Genomic DNA, 15,574 nt, shown 5'->3' on the forward strand with positions numbered 1-15,574 from the left:
ATCCAGTACCTGGTGAAAGGGGTTCAAGTGGGTCATTAATCCCTGGGAAAGCGCGCTTCCAGCTCGGCGACCTGCTCTGGGGTCAGCCCGCGCGGGTTCTCGCCTCGCAGCAGCAGGTACAGCTTGGCGGTCTCTTCCAGCTCTTCGGTGGCATACACCGCCGCTTCGAGGGTCTTGCCCGCCACCACTGGGCCGTGGTTGGCCAGCAGCACCGCGCTGTGCTTGCCTGCCAGGCCCCGTACCGCCTCGCCCAACTGGGGGTCGCCCGGGATGTGATAAGGCACCAGCGGCAGCTTGCCCACCCGCATCACGTAGTAGGCGGTGAGCGGTGGAATACAGTCGCAGGGGTCTACTCCCGGCAGGCACGACACCGCCACCGAGTGGGTGGAGTGCAGGTGCACGATGGCGCCAGACTGCGGGCGCTCGTCGTACATGGCCATGTGCAGGAACTGCTCCTTGGTGGGCGCATCGCCGCTGAGCAGCTGGCCCTGCGGGTCCAGGTGCGAGATACGTGCCGGGTCCAGCCGCCCCAGACAGGCGTTGGTGGGGGTCATCAGCCAGCCGCCATCGTCCAGCCGCACGCTGATGTTGCCGCTGGAGCCCATGGTCAGGCCGCGGTCGAACAAGGATTTACCGAGCGTGCTGATCTGCTCGCGCAGGGCGTTCTGATGTCGGTGGCAAAGGGGCGTGCTCATGCCAGCACCTCGAGGGCCCGGGTGAAGAAGTCCACGCCGCCAAAGTTGCCGGACTTCAGCGCCAGCGAGAGCGGCGCCTCGCGGCCTGGCAGCGAGGCTTGAGTCCAAGGCACGCCGGGGTCGATCTGCTCACCGATGCGCAGGGTCGTCACGCCTAACGCGGAGACCACGGCACCGGAGGTTTCGCCGCCCGCTACCAATAACCGGCCCACACCTTCCTGCACCAGCGTTACCGCCAACTGGCCTAATGCCTCTTCAACAAGGTGCCCTGCTCGCTCCACGCCGAGCGAGGCTTGCGCGTTTTTCACTTTTTCTGGATCGGCGGAGGCGTAAATCAAGACCGGCGCGTTGTCGGATAGCCGTTGCCGCGCAAACGCAAGCGCCTGCTGGCGTTGCTGCTCGCCCTCTACCAGCGCCAGCGGGTCAAGCGCGAAACCGCCGTCGGGATGCTTGGCAATGAAATCCGCCACTTGCGCCAGCGTGGCCCGTGAGCAGCTACCCGACAGTACCAGCGCCCCGCCCGCCGCAGGCGCTAAACGCCCCGGTTCGGGGATCGTCTCCAGCCAGCCCTGGGCTCGGTACTGCGCGGGCAGCGCCTGGCCCAGGCCGGAGCCGCCGGTGACCAGCGCCATCGAGACGGTGGCTTCGGCCAGCACGTCCAAATCCTGCTCATCCAGGGTGTCGCAGATCACATGGCGTACGCCTTGCTCGGCGAGCGTCGACAGATGAGAGCGGGTTGACTCAGCGCCCTTTGCCAGCACCTGACGGCTGGCCAGCCCCACGGCGTGAGGCGTTTGGCGGGAGAGCACGCGGACCAGATCGGCATCCTGCATAGGGTTGAGCGGGTGGTGCTGCATGCCGCTGTCGTTGAGCAAGCGGTCACCGACGAACAGGTGCCCCTGGTACACCGTACGGCCATTGACCGGAAACGCAGGCACCATCACGGTTTGAGCGGCGCCCAATGCCTCCAGCAGGGCATCGGCCACGGGGCCGATGTTGCCCTCGTCGGTGGAGTCGAAAGTAGAGCAGTACTTGAAGAACAGCTGGCGAGCGCCTTGGGCGCGCAGCCAATCGAGGGCGGCCAGGGAGTCGGCCACGGCCTCTTCCACCGGGCAGGAGCGCGACTTGAGCGCGACCACAACCGCATCGATGTCACGAAGGTCCACCGCTTCTTGCGGCACGCCGATCACCTGCAGGCAGCGCATGCCGCCGCGCACCAGGTTATTGGCCAAATCGGTGGCGCCAGTGAAGTCGTCGGCGATGGCGCCCAGCACGACCCGTGGGTGGTTCATGACGCTGCCCCCTCGGCATCGTTGGCGGCGTCTGGCAAGGCGATGCCTGACAGGCGTTGATAGACCTTGATCACCGCCGAGTCATCTTCGCGCCCGAAGCCTGCGCCGCTGGCCGCGGTAAATTGCTGCAATGCGCTGGCGGCCACCGGCGTGGCCAGTGACAGCTCACGGCCCGTCTGGTGGACGATATTGAGGTCCTTGACAAAGATATCGACGGCAGACAGCGGCGTGTAGTCGCCGCTCAAGATGTGCGGTACGCGGTTCTCGAACATCCAGGAGTTGCCCGCCGAGTGGGTGATCACCTCATAGATCACCTCGGGGTCGAGGCCCATACGGATGCCCAGCGCCATGGCTTCGGCGGCAGTGGCGATATGCACCCCGGCCAGCAGCTGATTGACCAGCTTCATGCTGGACCCCACCCCTGGCGCGTCGCCCAGGCGATACACTTTGGCGGCCATGGCATCCAGTATCAGCTGGGCTTTCTTGAACACATCCGGCTGGCCGGAGGCCATCACTGATAAATCACCGCTTCTGGCCTTGGCGGCACCGCCACTGATAGGGGCATCCAGCATCGCCATGCCCGCTGCAGCCAGGCGCTCACCCAGTTGCCTGGCCTGGCTGGGCGCTACCGTGGCGCACTGCACGATCACACTCCCGGGCGCAAGGTGGGGCACTACGCCCTGCTCGCCAAACAGCACGTCTTCCACCTGCTGGCCATTGACCACGATGACCAGCACCACCTCGCACCCCGACAGTGCTTGCGGCGTGGCCACGCTGTGCCCACCGGCCGCGATGAAGGCTTCGCGGGCAGCCGCTGAAATATCGCACCCGATGACCTTGAAGCCGCGCTCCAGCAGCGCCGTAGCGGTGCCCATTCCCATGGCACCTAACCCGATCACACCGACTGACGGGGATTGCTGTGTATCGTGACTCACCGGCGGCTACCTCACTGTTGTTATTTTAAATATTGTTTTGACTGCAGCATCGTTCTGAATACCGCGCGCCGTGGTCGCAAGGGCATGCTCACGGCGGCATATGTTAGCGCTGTCATGATAGCGCTAACATTCGTTTTAGATTATTCTTTCTCTCATCACAAGCTGAACGATAGGGACGTGCGACCAATGTCTAAAGATGCTTCCAGCCCAGCGAGAGCACGCCGCCGCACGGACCAGATCACCCTCAGCCAGGTGGCTGAATTGGCCAGTGTTTCGCCGATTACCGCATCACGGGCGCTGAACACGCCCGAGAAAGTCAGCGACCAGACCCGAGAGCGCGTGCTCGATGCCGTGGAGCAGTTGGGCTATGTGCCCAACCTGGTGGCGGGCAGTCTCGCTTCCTCACGCTCCAGGCTGATCGCCGTCATCGTGCCTTCCCTGATCAACACCGTGTTCGTGGAAGTGATCAAGGGACTGCAAGACACCCTGGAGGCCGAGGGGTATCAGATACTGCTGGGCAACACCGACTACGACCTGGACCGCGAATATCAGTTAGTGCGCACTTTTCTGGGCTGGTCATGCTCGGCCCTGATTACCGCAGGGCTGCGCCATAACCACGCCTGCCAGACCCTGCTGAACAACTGGGATCATCCCATCATGGAGGTGATGGAGCTGGGCAAGGGCATGGACTTGAACGTCGGGCTGGACCACGTGGCGGCGGGGCGCTGCATGGCTACCCACCTGATCGACAGAGGCTATCGCCATATTGTCTATGTCGGCGCACGCTTGTCTCAGGATTACCGAGCGGGCATGCGCTACGAAGGGCACAAGGCGGTGTTGACGGCCCACGGCCTGGACGCCTCGCTGGTGGAGCTGGACACGCTGGGCAGCCTGCAAGCGGGCGCAGACAGCCTGGCCCAGGTACTGGCGCATTACCCGCGCACCCAGGCCATCCATTTCGCCAACGACGACCTGGCCGCCGGTGCGCTGCTGGCTGCGCAGCGCCAGGGGCTCGATGTGCCGGGCGACATCGCCATTGCTGGCTTCAACGGCCTGCCCCTTGGCCAACACGTGACCCCACCGCTCACCACCATTCTGTCGCCCAGAGAAGAGATGGGGCGGCTGGCCGCCAAAGAGCTGATCCGCAGGCTAAGCGGTAAAAACGTCTACCGCCGCCAACACGATGTAGGGTTCACGCTGCAGGTAGGCGGGAGCACTTGAGCCGATGGCCAAACCCTGTTAACTTAATAACAATAGTTATCATTAACACAGGGAATATCCTCTCATGCAGCCCGATAAAAAAGATGCCCCGACAGAAGGCTCATCTGGCTCGCCCCGTGAGGTTACCAGTCAGGCGCTACTCGATCAGGATGGCCAACTGGTAATTCATCACGAACAGCGGCGCTATGTGCTTCGTCGTACGAAAAGCGGCAAATTGATCCTGACCGCTTGATTTTCCTTTTGCTTCAGCCAGCCAGGTAACCTGCGTACCCAGCCAGCGAATTACTCCATCACGCTACGTTGGATATTGCTGGCTCATGAAACCATCCTACTCTCTGGGCATTTGCCTCACCCTATTGCCGCTGCTTTCGGTACAGGCTGACGACTCGTCGCTTCATCCGGTGACGGTCACCGGTACACGGGCACCGACAGACCTCTCCTCCGCCCCGCTGATCATCGACATCATTGACCGCACGGATACGGAACTCGCCACCGCCAGCCGCGTGGAGGACATTCTCAGCCGTCAGCCTGGCCTGCATGTGGCAGGCCAGGGGCGTCGCAACGGCCAGACCCTGAGCATGCGCGGCTTTGGGCGCAATGGCGTGCTGGTGCGGCTGGATGGCGTGCGCCAGGACATTACCACAGGCCACATTGGCAACTTCTTCCTTGACCCGGCCCTTGTTCAGGAGGTGCAGGTGGCGCGGGGGGCGCTCTCCAGCCTGTACGGCAGCAATGCCATGGGAGGCGTGGTGAGCTTCACCACGGTGGAAGCCAGCGACTTACTGGCCGCTGGGGAAAACAGCGGGGCTCGGCTGTCAGTGGGCGGGGCGACCGCCAGCGGTGAACTGCGCGGCAACCTGAGCGCCTTTGGCCGACAGGACACATCGAGAGGACAGGTAGATGGACTGTTCTCCGTGGGGCGCAGCGAGTCGGGAGATATACGTCGGGCGGGGGGCGATAAGGCCGAGGAGGATGCCAGCCTCAACAGCCTGCTCGTCAAAGGTGGCTGGGAACCCAACGACGAGCACCGGCTGTTCATCGGCTGGCAGTATTACGATGAGGACACTACCCAGCCCGCCAACCCTCAGCAGCGCGATGTCACCACCAGCAATCCGCTGCGTGATCGCGAGGTGGAGAGCCATAACCTGCAGCTGGGTCATCGCTGGCAGCCCAGCCCGGTAACCGACATCACCTCACGCCTCAGTTTCAGCCAGCAGGAGATTAGCGAGCCTCAGGCAAGCCGCACGCTGGAGCGCATAGGCCTGCAAAGCGACGGCTATCACCGCCTGGAGCATGGCTGGTTATCACAAACGCTGGTTTTCGGGGCCGAACTGGAACAGGCACGCCAGCGTCCGGAAGGCGGTGCCAACGGCTTCCCGCATGCCGACATCGACACGCAAGCGGCCTATCTGGATACCACCCTCACGGCGGGGCGTTATCTGGCGGAGGGCGGCGCCGGGCAGTGGGACCTGGGCGTGGGCGCACGCTATGACCGCTACGACGCCTCAGGCCAAGCCAGCGATGCCAGCGTCCACGACCGAGTATCGCCACGTTTCCGAGTGGCCTGGCGCCCACAGCAAGGCGTGATGCTGTTCTCGGGTTATGCCGAGGCCTTCCGCGCACCAAGCCTGTCCGAACTGTACGCCAGTGAGCGGCACTTTGCGGGCTTCTGTGCAGGCCCGTTCTTCTGCGCCCCGGATAATTTCTGGATCCCCAACCCGGAGCTGGCCCCGGAAACCAGCCATACCTGGGAGAGCGGTGTGGTATGGCACCAGGGGGACTGGCAAGCGCGCGCCAGCTATTTCGATACGCGGGCAGACGACTTCATCGATACCCAGGTCGATATCATGGCGGGCACCACCCAGGCGGTCAACGTGCAGCGTGCCCAACTATGGGGATACGACGCTCGCCTTGCCTGGCAGCCCAGCGCCTTCCCGCTACTCACCAGCTTTGCAGGCCTTTCCGAGGTCTCGGGCAAGGACCGCGACAGCGGTGAAGCGCTGGGCAGCCAGACGCCTCTGGAAATGACCCTGGGCAGCGAGCTGGCCCTTTACAACCGCGCGTTGCGCGTGGGCTGGCAGGGCCGGTTCGCCCGCGACTTCGACAAACAGAGCAGCGACGAACGGCTGCCAGGATATGGCCTGAACGATCTGCATCTGGCCTGGCAAGTCACCCCTGCCCTCGACACATCGCTGCGCCTGGCCAACGTGGGCGACAAGGAGTGGTACCGCCCGGATGGCAGTCTGGGCGATGGCCGCAGCCTGTTCGCCACACTGAACTGGCAGTGGTAATCAGGAGACCGACACATGACACACCCCCAACAAATCGCGATTCTGGAAGCTTTCAGCAGCGCACGGGCTGCCCAACCCCGCCTAACGGCCATCGAGATCGCCGAACGGCTTGGCATCAGTGAGGGCGAGCTTCAGGCCGCCCGGCTGGGCAGGGAAGTATGGACACTGCCACTCGCCCCCAGGGCGCTGGCAGCCTGGTGGCATCAGTTGGGCCACGTGAAGGCACTGACCCGCTCGCGACTGGCCGTACTGGAGCAGCACGGCACCTACCCAAGCTTGGCGGGAGGCTCCCACACCGGCTTGATGCTCGACCCCGGCGGGCTGGATTTGCGCCTGCTGTACAGCCACTGGCATTGGGCCTGCCTGATACACGACCCCATGCCTACCGACACAGGCACCATCACGCACCGCTGGAGCCTGCAGGTATTCGATCAGCACGGCTGCGCCATTCACAAGTGCTTCGCACTGGACGAACCGCGCACCGAGGCCTGGGAGGCGCTGGCCGCTCTGGGCACACTGGATACACCGGCCTTTACTCACAGCATGCCGCGCATAAAGCGGCCGCTCCCCAGCGCCCCCACCCTGGCCCAGGAGTGGGCGGCCATGAGCGACGTACACCAGTTCTTTGCCCTGTTACAGCGCCATCACCTGGAGCGGCTGGAAGCCAACCAGCTCATGGAAGGCCACTACACCAATCCGCTCCCCGTGCATGCCTTGGAGGCTCTGTTCCAGAAGGCGCACCGGCAAGCGCTGCCGCTGATGCTGTTTGTGGCCAGCCCCGGCTGCGTGCAGATCCGAACGGGCACGCTGCCCGCAGCCGTGCGCGCCAGAGGCTTGCTGAACCTGTTTGGCGAACAGTTCACGCTGCACCTCAACGACACGGCCATCGAGCAGCTATGGGTGGTCAACAAACCCAACCGCGATGGCGGTGTGACCAGTGTCGAGGCCTTCGATGCGCAGGGCTCGCTGGTGCTGCAGCTCTACGCAGAGCGTCAGGAAGGGCGCAGCGAACGGCGGGAGTGGCGGCAACTCTTGAACACCTTGAGCCAGCGTGAGGCCGTGGCATGAGACTCGTAGGCCACGCCTTTGCACTCAGGCCGTTTCGAGCCCTGGGAGTCGCTCTGCTGGGGTTGGCGCTGAGCGCCTCCGCACTGGCCAGCGAGCGCTGGCTGGTGCTGGGAGGCGATATCGCCGAAACCCTGAGCGCCCTGGGCGCCGAACAGCACGTCGTCGCCCGAGACGATACGGTGGTCTACCCTCCCGAGATGGCGGCCTTGCCCTCCGTGGGCTATTTGCGTCAGCTCTCGGCCGAGAGCGTGCTCTCCGTCTCGCCTACACGCATTCTGGCCGCCGAGCAGGCGGGCCCCCGCGAAGTATTGGAGCAGCTGGCTGCTGTGGGCGTGGCGGTAGAGGTCGTCAGTGCCCCGGCTTCACTGGAGGCCATTGCCCACAAGGTGCGCCATATCAGTGAATACATCGGCGAACCGCAGGCCGGCTCAGCGCTGGCTGAGTCGCTGACCAGCGACCTTGAGCGATTGGCCGCCCTGCCCCCACTGCCCGACATTCAAGCCATGTTCATCCTGCAACACAGCGGCCTGACCCCGAGGGCTGCCGGACGCGAGACAGCCGCCCATACCGCTCTGGAAGCCGTGGGATTGCACAATGCTTTTGCGGAAATGACGGGCTACCACAACGTGTCGGCAGAAGCCTTGGTGCAGCGCTCTCCTGAGGTCGTCGTCATGTCCACACGAGGCCTGGAGGCACTCGGCGGAGAGGCGGCACTCTGGAGCCTGCCCGGCATGGCCATGACCCCGGCGGGAAGCGACCAGCGCCTGATCGTGGTGGATGATCAAGCACTGCTGGGGTTTGGCCCACGCACGCCCGAAGCCCTGTTGACACTGCGCCAGCAGGTGGAAGCCCTGCTCAGTCACCACGCTGCACAGGCCCGCCGATGAACCCACGGCAACCCGCTTATATCTCCGTGCGCCTGGGCCGACCGACCATGACCCGCTCCACTCGGGTTCTGAGCGGCCTGGCGTTGGCATTGGTAGCCACGCTGGCCATCAGCGCCAGTACCGGCGTGCTCGGCATCTCCCCGTGGGCAGCGCTGAGCGGCACAGCAGACCCTTTGAGCCTGCAAGTATGGTGGCAACTTCGCCTGCCCAGGCTCCTGCTGGGCATGGCCGTGGGGGCCATGCTGGCAGGCAGCGGGACCGCCATGCAGGGGCTATTTCGCAACCCGCTGGCCGACCCCACGCTACTGGGCTTGGCCAGCGGAGCCGGGCTGTTCGTGGCGCTCTGGATTGTGCTGGTACAGGGCAGCGCCGCCAGCAGTTTGTATGGCCAGTTTGTCGCAGGGTTTCTGGGGGCGCTGTGCGTTTGCCTGCTGATTTTTGGTATCGCCAACCGTCAAGGTGGCGGCAGCGCGGCGGTGATGTCGCTGCTGCTGGCGGGGCTGGCCATCAATACCCTGGCAGGCGCTGGCGGCGGGGTGTTGGCCTTTCTGGCCAGCGACGAGCAGCTGCGCCAGCTTAGCCTGTGGGGCATGGGCACACTGACCAATGCGTTATGGCGTACTACCGCCGTTGCCCTGGGAGTGGTGGCCTTCGCACTCTGGCTACTGCTGCGCAGCGCGACGCAGCTCGACCTGCTCCAGCTGGGCGAAGCCACCGCCCACGCCGCCGGGCTGGAAATCGCACATCTGAAGCGCCGGGTCGTGATCGCCACCTCGCTTGGGGTCGGCCTATGCGTGGCCTTGACCGGGGTCATCGGTTTTCTTGGCTTGCTGGTGCCCCACTGCTTGCGCCTATGGCTAGGCCCAGGGCATCGCCTGCTGTTACCGGCTTCCATGCTGGGCGGGGCGATTCTGCTGGTCGCGGCCGACGCCCTGGCACGCACGCTGGGGGCACCGGCCGAAATGCCCGTGGGGCTGCTCACCAGCCTGTTGGGCGGCCCCTACTTTCTCTATTTGCTGATGCGCCGGAACCGACCATGCTGACGCTTTGCGACGCAGGCCTGCTGCGTGCCCCCGCCCTTACACCGCTCAGCGGCACGCTGCTGCCGGGAGAACTGCTGGCCATCGTCGGCCCCAACGGCGCAGGCAAAAGTACGCTACTCAGCCTGCTCTCGGGTTTTCGTCCCTGCGAAACCGGGCAGCTGTTGCTCGATGGCCACCCCCTGCCTACGTGGCCCATCGCGGCACTGGCCAACCGTCGCGCGCTGGTCGCCCAGCAGGAGCCCCCCGGCTTTGACTGGCACACCGAAGAGCTGGTGAGCCTGGGCAGCCAGCCATCGAAGGCACTGGTAGCGCAACTGCTGGACGAGCTGGACCTGACGCACCTGGCTCGCCGCAGCGTCCTCTCGCTATCCGGCGGCGAACGCCAGCGCGTGATGATTGCCCGGGGAGCCTGCCAACTGCTGTCACGCCGCTTGCCCGACGCCACCGACGGCGGCCTGCTGCTGCTGGACGAACCCACCAGCGCACTGGACATTGGCCAACAGCAGCGCCTCATGCGCCAGCTACGCCGCTGGGCCAGCCAACACCAGATGGCCATCGCCTGCGTCCTGCACGACCTGAACCTGGCCAGCACCTTCGCGGACCACGTATGGCTGATGCATCGCGGGCAGCGGGTGGCGAGTGGCTTACCACACTCCGTACTCACACCTTCCACTATCGCTGAGATCTATGATGCCGAACTGCAGCAGACGCCGCGAGGCCCCAAGGGGCAGCACGTACTGGTTTTATCCTCCTGAAAGGCGACGTCATTTCACGTGGAGGCACGTTGTTTGCGCAACAGAGCCAACTCATCCTGGGCAACGTCGACTCGCACACTGCCCCGGCGCACCAGCGCATCGGCGACTTGAGACACCTCCTCCCCTTCGGCCCCGGCCATCAAAGCGATGTTTTTAGCATGCAGCGCCATATGCCCTTTTTGGATTCCGGTCGTCGCCAGCGCTTTCATCGCTGCAAAATTCTGCGCCAGCCCTACCGCAACGATGATACGTGCCAATCTATCCGCACTACTGACACCCAGGATATCGAGACAGCGGCGAGCGGTTGGGTGCGCACGGGTGGCTCCGCCGATCAACCCTACGGGCATGGGCATTTCCAAGGTGCCGGTCAAGTTGCCATCGCCATCCGCTTCCCAGTGAGTCAACGAGCGATAACGCCCTGTACGTGCAGCATAGGCATGCGCGCCAGCTTCCACTGCCCGAGTATCGTTGCCGGTTGCCAGCACCACCGCGCTGACCCCATTCATGATCCCTTTATTATGGGTCGCCGCCCGGTAAGGATCTAAGTCGGCGAAGCGAAATGCCTGCAGCATGCCATCGCGCACCGACTCACCCCCGATTTCATCCAGGCGCCACGTGGCTCGTGCCCTGGCTATACGGCGGTCCGCCAAGTTGGAAAGGATTCGCAAACGGCTTTCACCCCCCGACCATTCTGCCAGTGAGGGTGCCACCGCTTCAGCCATTGAGTTCACGGCATTGGCACCCATGGCATCACGCACATCCACCAGTAGATGTACGATCACCATATCCTCCAGGACACGCACTTCCAGATCACGAAAGCCCCCTCCGTGCTTTAACAGTACGGGGTCTGTAGCGTCACAGATTCGCTTGATTTCAGCGCGCGCCTCCAGCAGCCGCAGGCGAGCAAAAACGGGGTTAGGCACGCCAATCAATTGCACTTGAGCGATCATGACAGGAGAGGAGGTATCGGTGTGAAAACCGCCTGACGCGCGACACTGCCGCGCCGCATTACATACGGCTGCCACCACCGATGACTCTTCCGTTGCCATGGGTACAAGAGGCTCTTCACCATCGATCAATAAATTAGTGGCCACCCCAATCGGCAGATTCAAGGTACCAATCACATTTTCGATCATGCTATCAGCGATCTCGGCTGGGAGATTACCGGTGTCTGCCAGATGTGCCTCGCCGTCGGCATCCAGCCCACTCATGGCAGCCACTTTGCGCAGCCGCTCGCGTGGAGAAAGTTGATAAAAGCCCGGTATGCGTGAAGTCGTTGTTGTCATCATCGGTACCTACATGTGGATAAAATTTCGTTGCCGTACTCTGTCGTGCTTTCAAGCCATCCAGCCCATTAGCCAAGGAGCTGCGTAGAGGGTCATGAACTGTACGCCGTAGTTCACGCCCCAGCGGTTCAAAAGCCCAGCCACCAGAGCGAGCACGCCCACCCCCAGAATGCCCATCACCCCGGCATCCATATAAGCCAGCAGCATCACCAGCGAGAAGAACATCGCCAGAAATGCCTCATGGGGGATACGTTGGAACACGAAGACACATATATGCCGTGCATAGCGAACGGCAATGGGATAGGTAATCAACAGAGCGACCCCAGCACCCAGAATGCTGGCGATGGCGATCTCTCCAAAGCTCATGAGATGGTGGGCATTCTGCTCCAGAGTGAGCACGGGAGGAGCATTAAAGAACGCATTACCAGGACCGATAGCCATGGGGCTCATCGGAATACCCAAGGCCGCCAGCGGTATCAAAATGCCCGCGATATAGGCAGCATTGGTGACCGCATCCATTGACGAGAGCGCACGACTCGCCTTTTCCACCGTACCTTTCACCCAGCTCGACACCACTTCGCCCAGAAAAATGGTGATCCCGACTGGGCTCATGAAGAAAGTAACCGAGCCAAGCACCGAGCTAGCCGTTGCGGATACGGCTTCCTGCCGCGTCAGAATCCGAAATGGATTGGGAATTCGTTGGTCGTCACTGCCATCATTTGCCGCATAAATCTTGATGGTCTTGGGCTCGGGTACCGACATTTTGCGCCGCTCTTCACGAACGGTTAGCTGGGCCAGATTGAAAATCATCGGGCCGATCGTGATGCCCAGGAAGAAAGAGATAAAGACGACCTGCCCTTCAGGGATGACACCCATTCCCCAGTAGAAATGACGCAACGCCTGAATCAGCGCAGCCAGTATGACAATGCTGATCAGACTGATGACTTTCTCGCGACTCATCAGTGCCAGGAAAACGGCGCCTACGAAGAATATCTGGCTGGCATATTGGCTCAATACATCCGCCAAGGGTGTCAGCAGGAAAGCCAGCAACAAGCTAACCGGAATCGCTACGAGCGTTCCGATGACCGACCCCGAGGCCATCTTGCGAATCGCCAAGGTAGCATGCCCTTCGCGTTTCAAAATCATGGCATGCTCGACCATGGGAGCCGACATGACCCCACCAGGTATACCCGCGACCGATACGGGGATCGAATCCGTCAATTTTTTCGCCACAATCGCCGCCATGAAAAAAGCCAGTACGACAGGCAAAGGGATGCCTGCGACGACTAATGCCAGTGTGACGGGGGCAAGGACTGCCGTTTCATCGGTACCCGGCGCCACCCCAATAGCGGTATAGACAACCACGCCTATCAACGCGGCGATCAACATCTGCAGAAGGATGAGTGCATCCATGACTACACCTCACCTTCGATATCCAGCTGGCGCTTAGGACGCAGGCAGATCGCATTGATGGAAAATCCCAGCAGCGCTCCACACAGGCCGATAATTAACGGCATAGGCGCTGGCCACGGAGTAAAAATGAACCCACCCAGTGTCAGTGGGGTAGAGATCGATAGCGCAATGATCAGGTCTTTACCTGTCACCGTATCGTCCCAAACGGTAAGGTAGTTCGTTGTTTTATCAGACATGCCTATTCTCCGCGGAGATCATTATTAGTGTTGTATACCCAATTAGGCTGACCCTAGCTTGTGGAAAGACAAGGCGCTGAGTAAGGTACAAAGACTGGAATTGTGCGAAGTACTGTACCCATTCAATGAATGGTACAGTTTCACCTTAACTGAGAGCATCCATGTCAAAGTCTCGCCAAGTCGCCACTGCTCTTTTGAAAGCCATCGACGATGGGCGGCTTTCTCCAGGCACACGAGTAGCCTCCATCCGAGAAGCAGCCCAACAATTTGGCGTATCTAAAAACACAGTAATAGATGCTTATGATCAGTTAGTGGCACAGGGGCACTTGAGCGCTCGCCAGGGGGCAGGATTTTTTGTCACGCGCCCACGCCCCTCTCCCATGGATGAGTCCACGCACGACCTTTCCGAGGCAGTCGACAGCGTCTCACTACTGCGAGAACAGCTAGTCGGCAACTTTGCAGTACGTGTGGGGGATGGACGCGCACCAGCCAGTTGGATGGGCGGCACCGAGTTGACGCGTTTGATAAGACGCCGCACCGGCTTGTCCGATGAAATGAGTGATGTCGAATACGGTATGCCTCAGGGCTACTCCCCTTTACGAGAGAGCCTGGCAATGTCACTGGCGGGACGATCGATTCACGCCTCACATGATCAAATCATGATGACCTTCGGAGCGAACCACGCTTTTGATCTGATTATCCGCCACTTCATTGCACCCGGCGAGAACGTGCTGGTCGAAACACCAGGCTATTACCCTCTTTTTGGAAAGCTACGGCTCGCAAAAGCCAAATTGGTGGGCGTGCCACGTACCGCAAGTGGTCCCGACCTGGAAGAGTTCGAGAGAAAAGCCAGGCAGTATCGGCCCAGGCTATTTTTCTTGCAGCCAAACGCTCATAACCCTACCGGCAGCTCCATGTCACTGAAGAGCATGCATCAACTCTTGAAGCTCGCGGACCACTACGGAGTCACGTTGGTGGAAGACGATGTATTCGCAGATATTTTACCCAAAGGCACCCCTCACCTTGCCGCTCTCGATGGCTTGGAAAGAGTCATCTATGTGGGTACCTTCTCGAAAACGCTCTCTACGGGCTTGCGCTGCGGGTATGTAGCGGGCAGCCGCTCGGTGATCCGAGCACTGGTCGATATCAAGATGCTGACCGTCGTCAACACCTCGACGTTCAATGAGATGGTCATTCATGACCTGCTGGCAAGAGGGCGCTATCGGCGCCATCTGGCACAGCTTCGCGAACGCGTAGCCAAGGCAAGCGCAACTGCCATCAGAGTACTCAGCCAGATCGGAGTCAGCGATGTAACGGGGCCCGGTGGGGGCTACTACCTATGGGCCAGACTCCCTCCTCACATCAATACCACCGAGCTGGCCAAACGGGCCTCCGAACAAGGCATTTTTATTGCCCCTGGTGCCATTTTCTCGCTGCGCCCCGACAGTACTGACGCCAACTCCATGCGCATCAATATTGCGCATGCCAACGACCATCGTTTTTTGGACTTTGTCAGCAAAACGCTCAAGGCATGAGGTAGTTGCATCCCACTCGCTCACCCCGATGCCGTTACATCGTCATCGGTATATTTCACCCATGTCTTGGCCAGGTGGCGGCGCAGCTCTTGGCCTACTCGCTCTGCGTCGCGCGATTCCAGTGCTGCCATGATGGCTTCGTGCTCCTCCATGGCTTTGGCCCACTTTTCGTTCTTGTCGTTGGAGAGGTAGCGGACGCGGTAAAGCTGCCGACTCAGGGTGGCGTGCATGTCCGTCAACGTCGGGTTGCGGGCCAGCTCGACGATACGGCGATGGATGGCCTGGTTCAGGCGGAAGTAGTTCTGTCGGTCGCGGCGTAGAAAGGCCGCTTTCATCTCGAAATGCAGCGCCTGAAGCTCTGCCAGCTCGTCATCGCTGGCGTGGGAACAGGTGAGTTCTGCCGCCGCCTGCTCCAGCACACTCAAGACATACAGCTTCTCCTGCATGTCTGCGGGGCTCACCTCGGCCACGACGGCTCCACGATTGGGCGACAGCACCACCAACCCTTCGGCAGCGAGGATCTTGAAGGCCTCGCGCATGGGCGTGCGCGATACCTGGAGCTCGTCTGCCAGGGTGCGTTCAGGCAGCCGCTGCCCTGGCTGAAAATGATCCATCACGATGTGTTCACGCAGGTAATGAGCGACTTTTTCGACCAGGCCCGGCTGGCTCGGCGGGGTGATGTCTTCCATGGCTGTCTTCATGTGATGTGCGAGCCACAAGAATGGCATACCATAACTTGGCTTTCAAATAGCTAAAGGCTATTTAGGTGAAAATTAAAAATCATTATTTTCAGCCATATAGAGCCAAAAACAGACCAACAGATACCAAAGTATAACCCTTCAGCATTTGACCCTCAAAATGGTATACCACTACATTTCATGCAAATGACAACCCTGGCCTTGCCGCCACACAACGCC

At 61.5% G+C, this 15,574-nt stretch carries 15 protein-coding genes; 8 read left to right on the forward strand and 7 right to left on the reverse strand.

Features of this window, described 5'->3' with window-relative positions; translation table 11 throughout:
• Window positions 1-35 precede the first annotated feature (35 nt).
• The 3 genes from otnC to ltnD are packed head-to-tail and all read right to left on the reverse strand — an operon-like array spanning window position 36 to window position 2,922.
• On the reverse strand, window positions 36-695 hold the full coding sequence (gene otnC / locus IE061_RS11770) for a 3-oxo-tetronate 4-phosphate decarboxylase (protein WP_144980895.1): 660 nt from the start codon (window positions 693-695) through the stop codon (window positions 36-38).
• Window positions 692-1,987: a 3-oxo-tetronate kinase gene (otnK, locus tag IE061_RS11775; RefSeq protein WP_193461667.1), complete on the reverse strand. Its 1,296-nt coding sequence runs from the start codon at window positions 1,985-1,987 to the stop codon at window positions 692-694. The genes otnC and otnK overlap by 4 nt, the downstream gene beginning before the upstream one ends.
• On the reverse strand, window positions 1,984-2,922 hold the full coding sequence (ltnD, locus tag IE061_RS11780) for an L-threonate dehydrogenase (protein ID WP_039175060.1): 939 nt from the start codon (window positions 2,920-2,922) through the stop codon (window positions 1,984-1,986). Before ltnD ends, otnK begins: the two co-directional genes overlap by 4 nt.
• A 186-nt stretch (window positions 2,923-3,108) precedes the next feature.
• Between ltnD and IE061_RS11785 the strand changes: the two genes are divergently transcribed.
• From IE061_RS11785 to IE061_RS11815, 7 genes are all read left to right on the forward strand, one after another.
• Window positions 3,109-4,143, forward strand: a complete 1,035-nt coding sequence (locus IE061_RS11785) for a LacI family DNA-binding transcriptional regulator (RefSeq protein ID WP_193461668.1) — start codon at window positions 3,109-3,111, stop codon at window positions 4,141-4,143.
• A gap of 64 nt (window positions 4,144-4,207) precedes the next feature.
• Window positions 4,208-4,375, forward strand: coding sequence for a hemin uptake protein HemP (gene hemP, locus IE061_RS11790; RefSeq protein WP_016915235.1), 168 nt, complete (start codon window positions 4,208-4,210; stop codon window positions 4,373-4,375).
• 85 nt (window positions 4,376-4,460) lie between these two features.
• A complete protein-coding gene (locus IE061_RS11795) occupies window positions 4,461-6,434 on the forward strand; it encodes a TonB-dependent receptor domain-containing protein (protein WP_193461669.1) in 1,974 nt (657 codons plus the stop codon).
• A gap of 15 nt (window positions 6,435-6,449) precedes the next feature.
• A complete protein-coding gene (locus IE061_RS11800) occupies window positions 6,450-7,502 on the forward strand; it encodes a ChuX/HutX family heme-like substrate-binding protein (RefSeq protein WP_193461670.1) in 1,053 nt (350 codons plus the stop codon).
• The gene (locus IE061_RS11805; protein WP_193461671.1) at window positions 7,499-8,389 is read left to right on the forward strand and encodes a heme/hemin ABC transporter substrate-binding protein; all 891 of its coding nucleotides are present in this window, start codon (window positions 7,499-7,501) and stop codon (window positions 8,387-8,389) included. Before IE061_RS11800 ends, IE061_RS11805 begins: the two co-directional genes overlap by 4 nt.
• On the forward strand, window positions 8,386-9,432 hold the full coding sequence (locus IE061_RS11810) for a FecCD family ABC transporter permease (protein WP_230478450.1): 1,047 nt from the start codon (window positions 8,386-8,388) through the stop codon (window positions 9,430-9,432). The genes IE061_RS11805 and IE061_RS11810 overlap by 4 nt, the downstream gene beginning before the upstream one ends.
• The gene (locus tag IE061_RS11815; protein ID WP_193461672.1) at window positions 9,426-10,187 is read left to right on the forward strand and encodes an ATP-binding cassette domain-containing protein; all 762 of its coding nucleotides are present in this window, start codon (window positions 9,426-9,428) and stop codon (window positions 10,185-10,187) included. Before IE061_RS11810 ends, IE061_RS11815 begins: the two co-directional genes overlap by 7 nt.
• A gap of 14 nt (window positions 10,188-10,201) precedes the next feature.
• On the opposite strand, the gene IE061_RS11820 is transcribed toward IE061_RS11815, so the two are convergent.
• Genes IE061_RS11820 through IE061_RS11830 form a run of 3 tightly spaced genes read right to left on the reverse strand, consistent with a single transcriptional unit; the run spans window position 10,202 to window position 13,122 of the window.
• Window positions 10,202-11,473, reverse strand: coding sequence for a hydroxymethylglutaryl-CoA reductase, degradative (locus IE061_RS11820; RefSeq protein ID WP_193461673.1), 1,272 nt, complete (start codon window positions 11,471-11,473; stop codon window positions 10,202-10,204).
• Window positions 11,474-11,524: 51 nt separating this feature from the next.
• Window positions 11,525-12,886 (reverse strand): tripartite tricarboxylate transporter permease, encoded by a 1,362-nt coding sequence (locus IE061_RS11825; RefSeq protein WP_193461674.1) that lies wholly within the window; start codon window positions 12,884-12,886, stop codon window positions 11,525-11,527.
• Between the two features lie 2 nt (window positions 12,887-12,888).
• On the reverse strand, window positions 12,889-13,122 hold the full coding sequence (locus IE061_RS11830) for a hypothetical protein (RefSeq protein WP_039175037.1): 234 nt from the start codon (window positions 13,120-13,122) through the stop codon (window positions 12,889-12,891).
• A 161-nt stretch (window positions 13,123-13,283) separates the two neighbouring features.
• On the opposite strand from IE061_RS11830, the gene IE061_RS11835 reads away from it, so the two are divergent.
• Window positions 13,284-14,657 carry an aminotransferase-like domain-containing protein gene (locus IE061_RS11835; RefSeq protein ID WP_039175034.1) on the forward strand — a complete coding sequence of 458 codons (1,374 nt, stop codon included), beginning with the start codon at window positions 13,284-13,286 and terminating at the stop codon, window positions 14,655-14,657.
• Window positions 14,658-14,677: 20 nt separating this feature from the next.
• On the opposite strand, the gene IE061_RS11840 is transcribed toward IE061_RS11835, so the two are convergent.
• Window positions 14,678-15,346: a GntR family transcriptional regulator gene (locus tag IE061_RS11840; RefSeq protein ID WP_039175033.1), complete on the reverse strand. Its 669-nt coding sequence runs from the start codon at window positions 15,344-15,346 to the stop codon at window positions 14,678-14,680.
• Window positions 15,347-15,574: the final 228 nt, after the last annotated feature.

This window comes from Vreelandella hamiltonii (genome assembly GCF_014651795.1).
Taxonomy (GTDB): domain Bacteria; phylum Pseudomonadota; class Gammaproteobacteria; order Pseudomonadales; family Halomonadaceae; genus Vreelandella; species Vreelandella hamiltonii.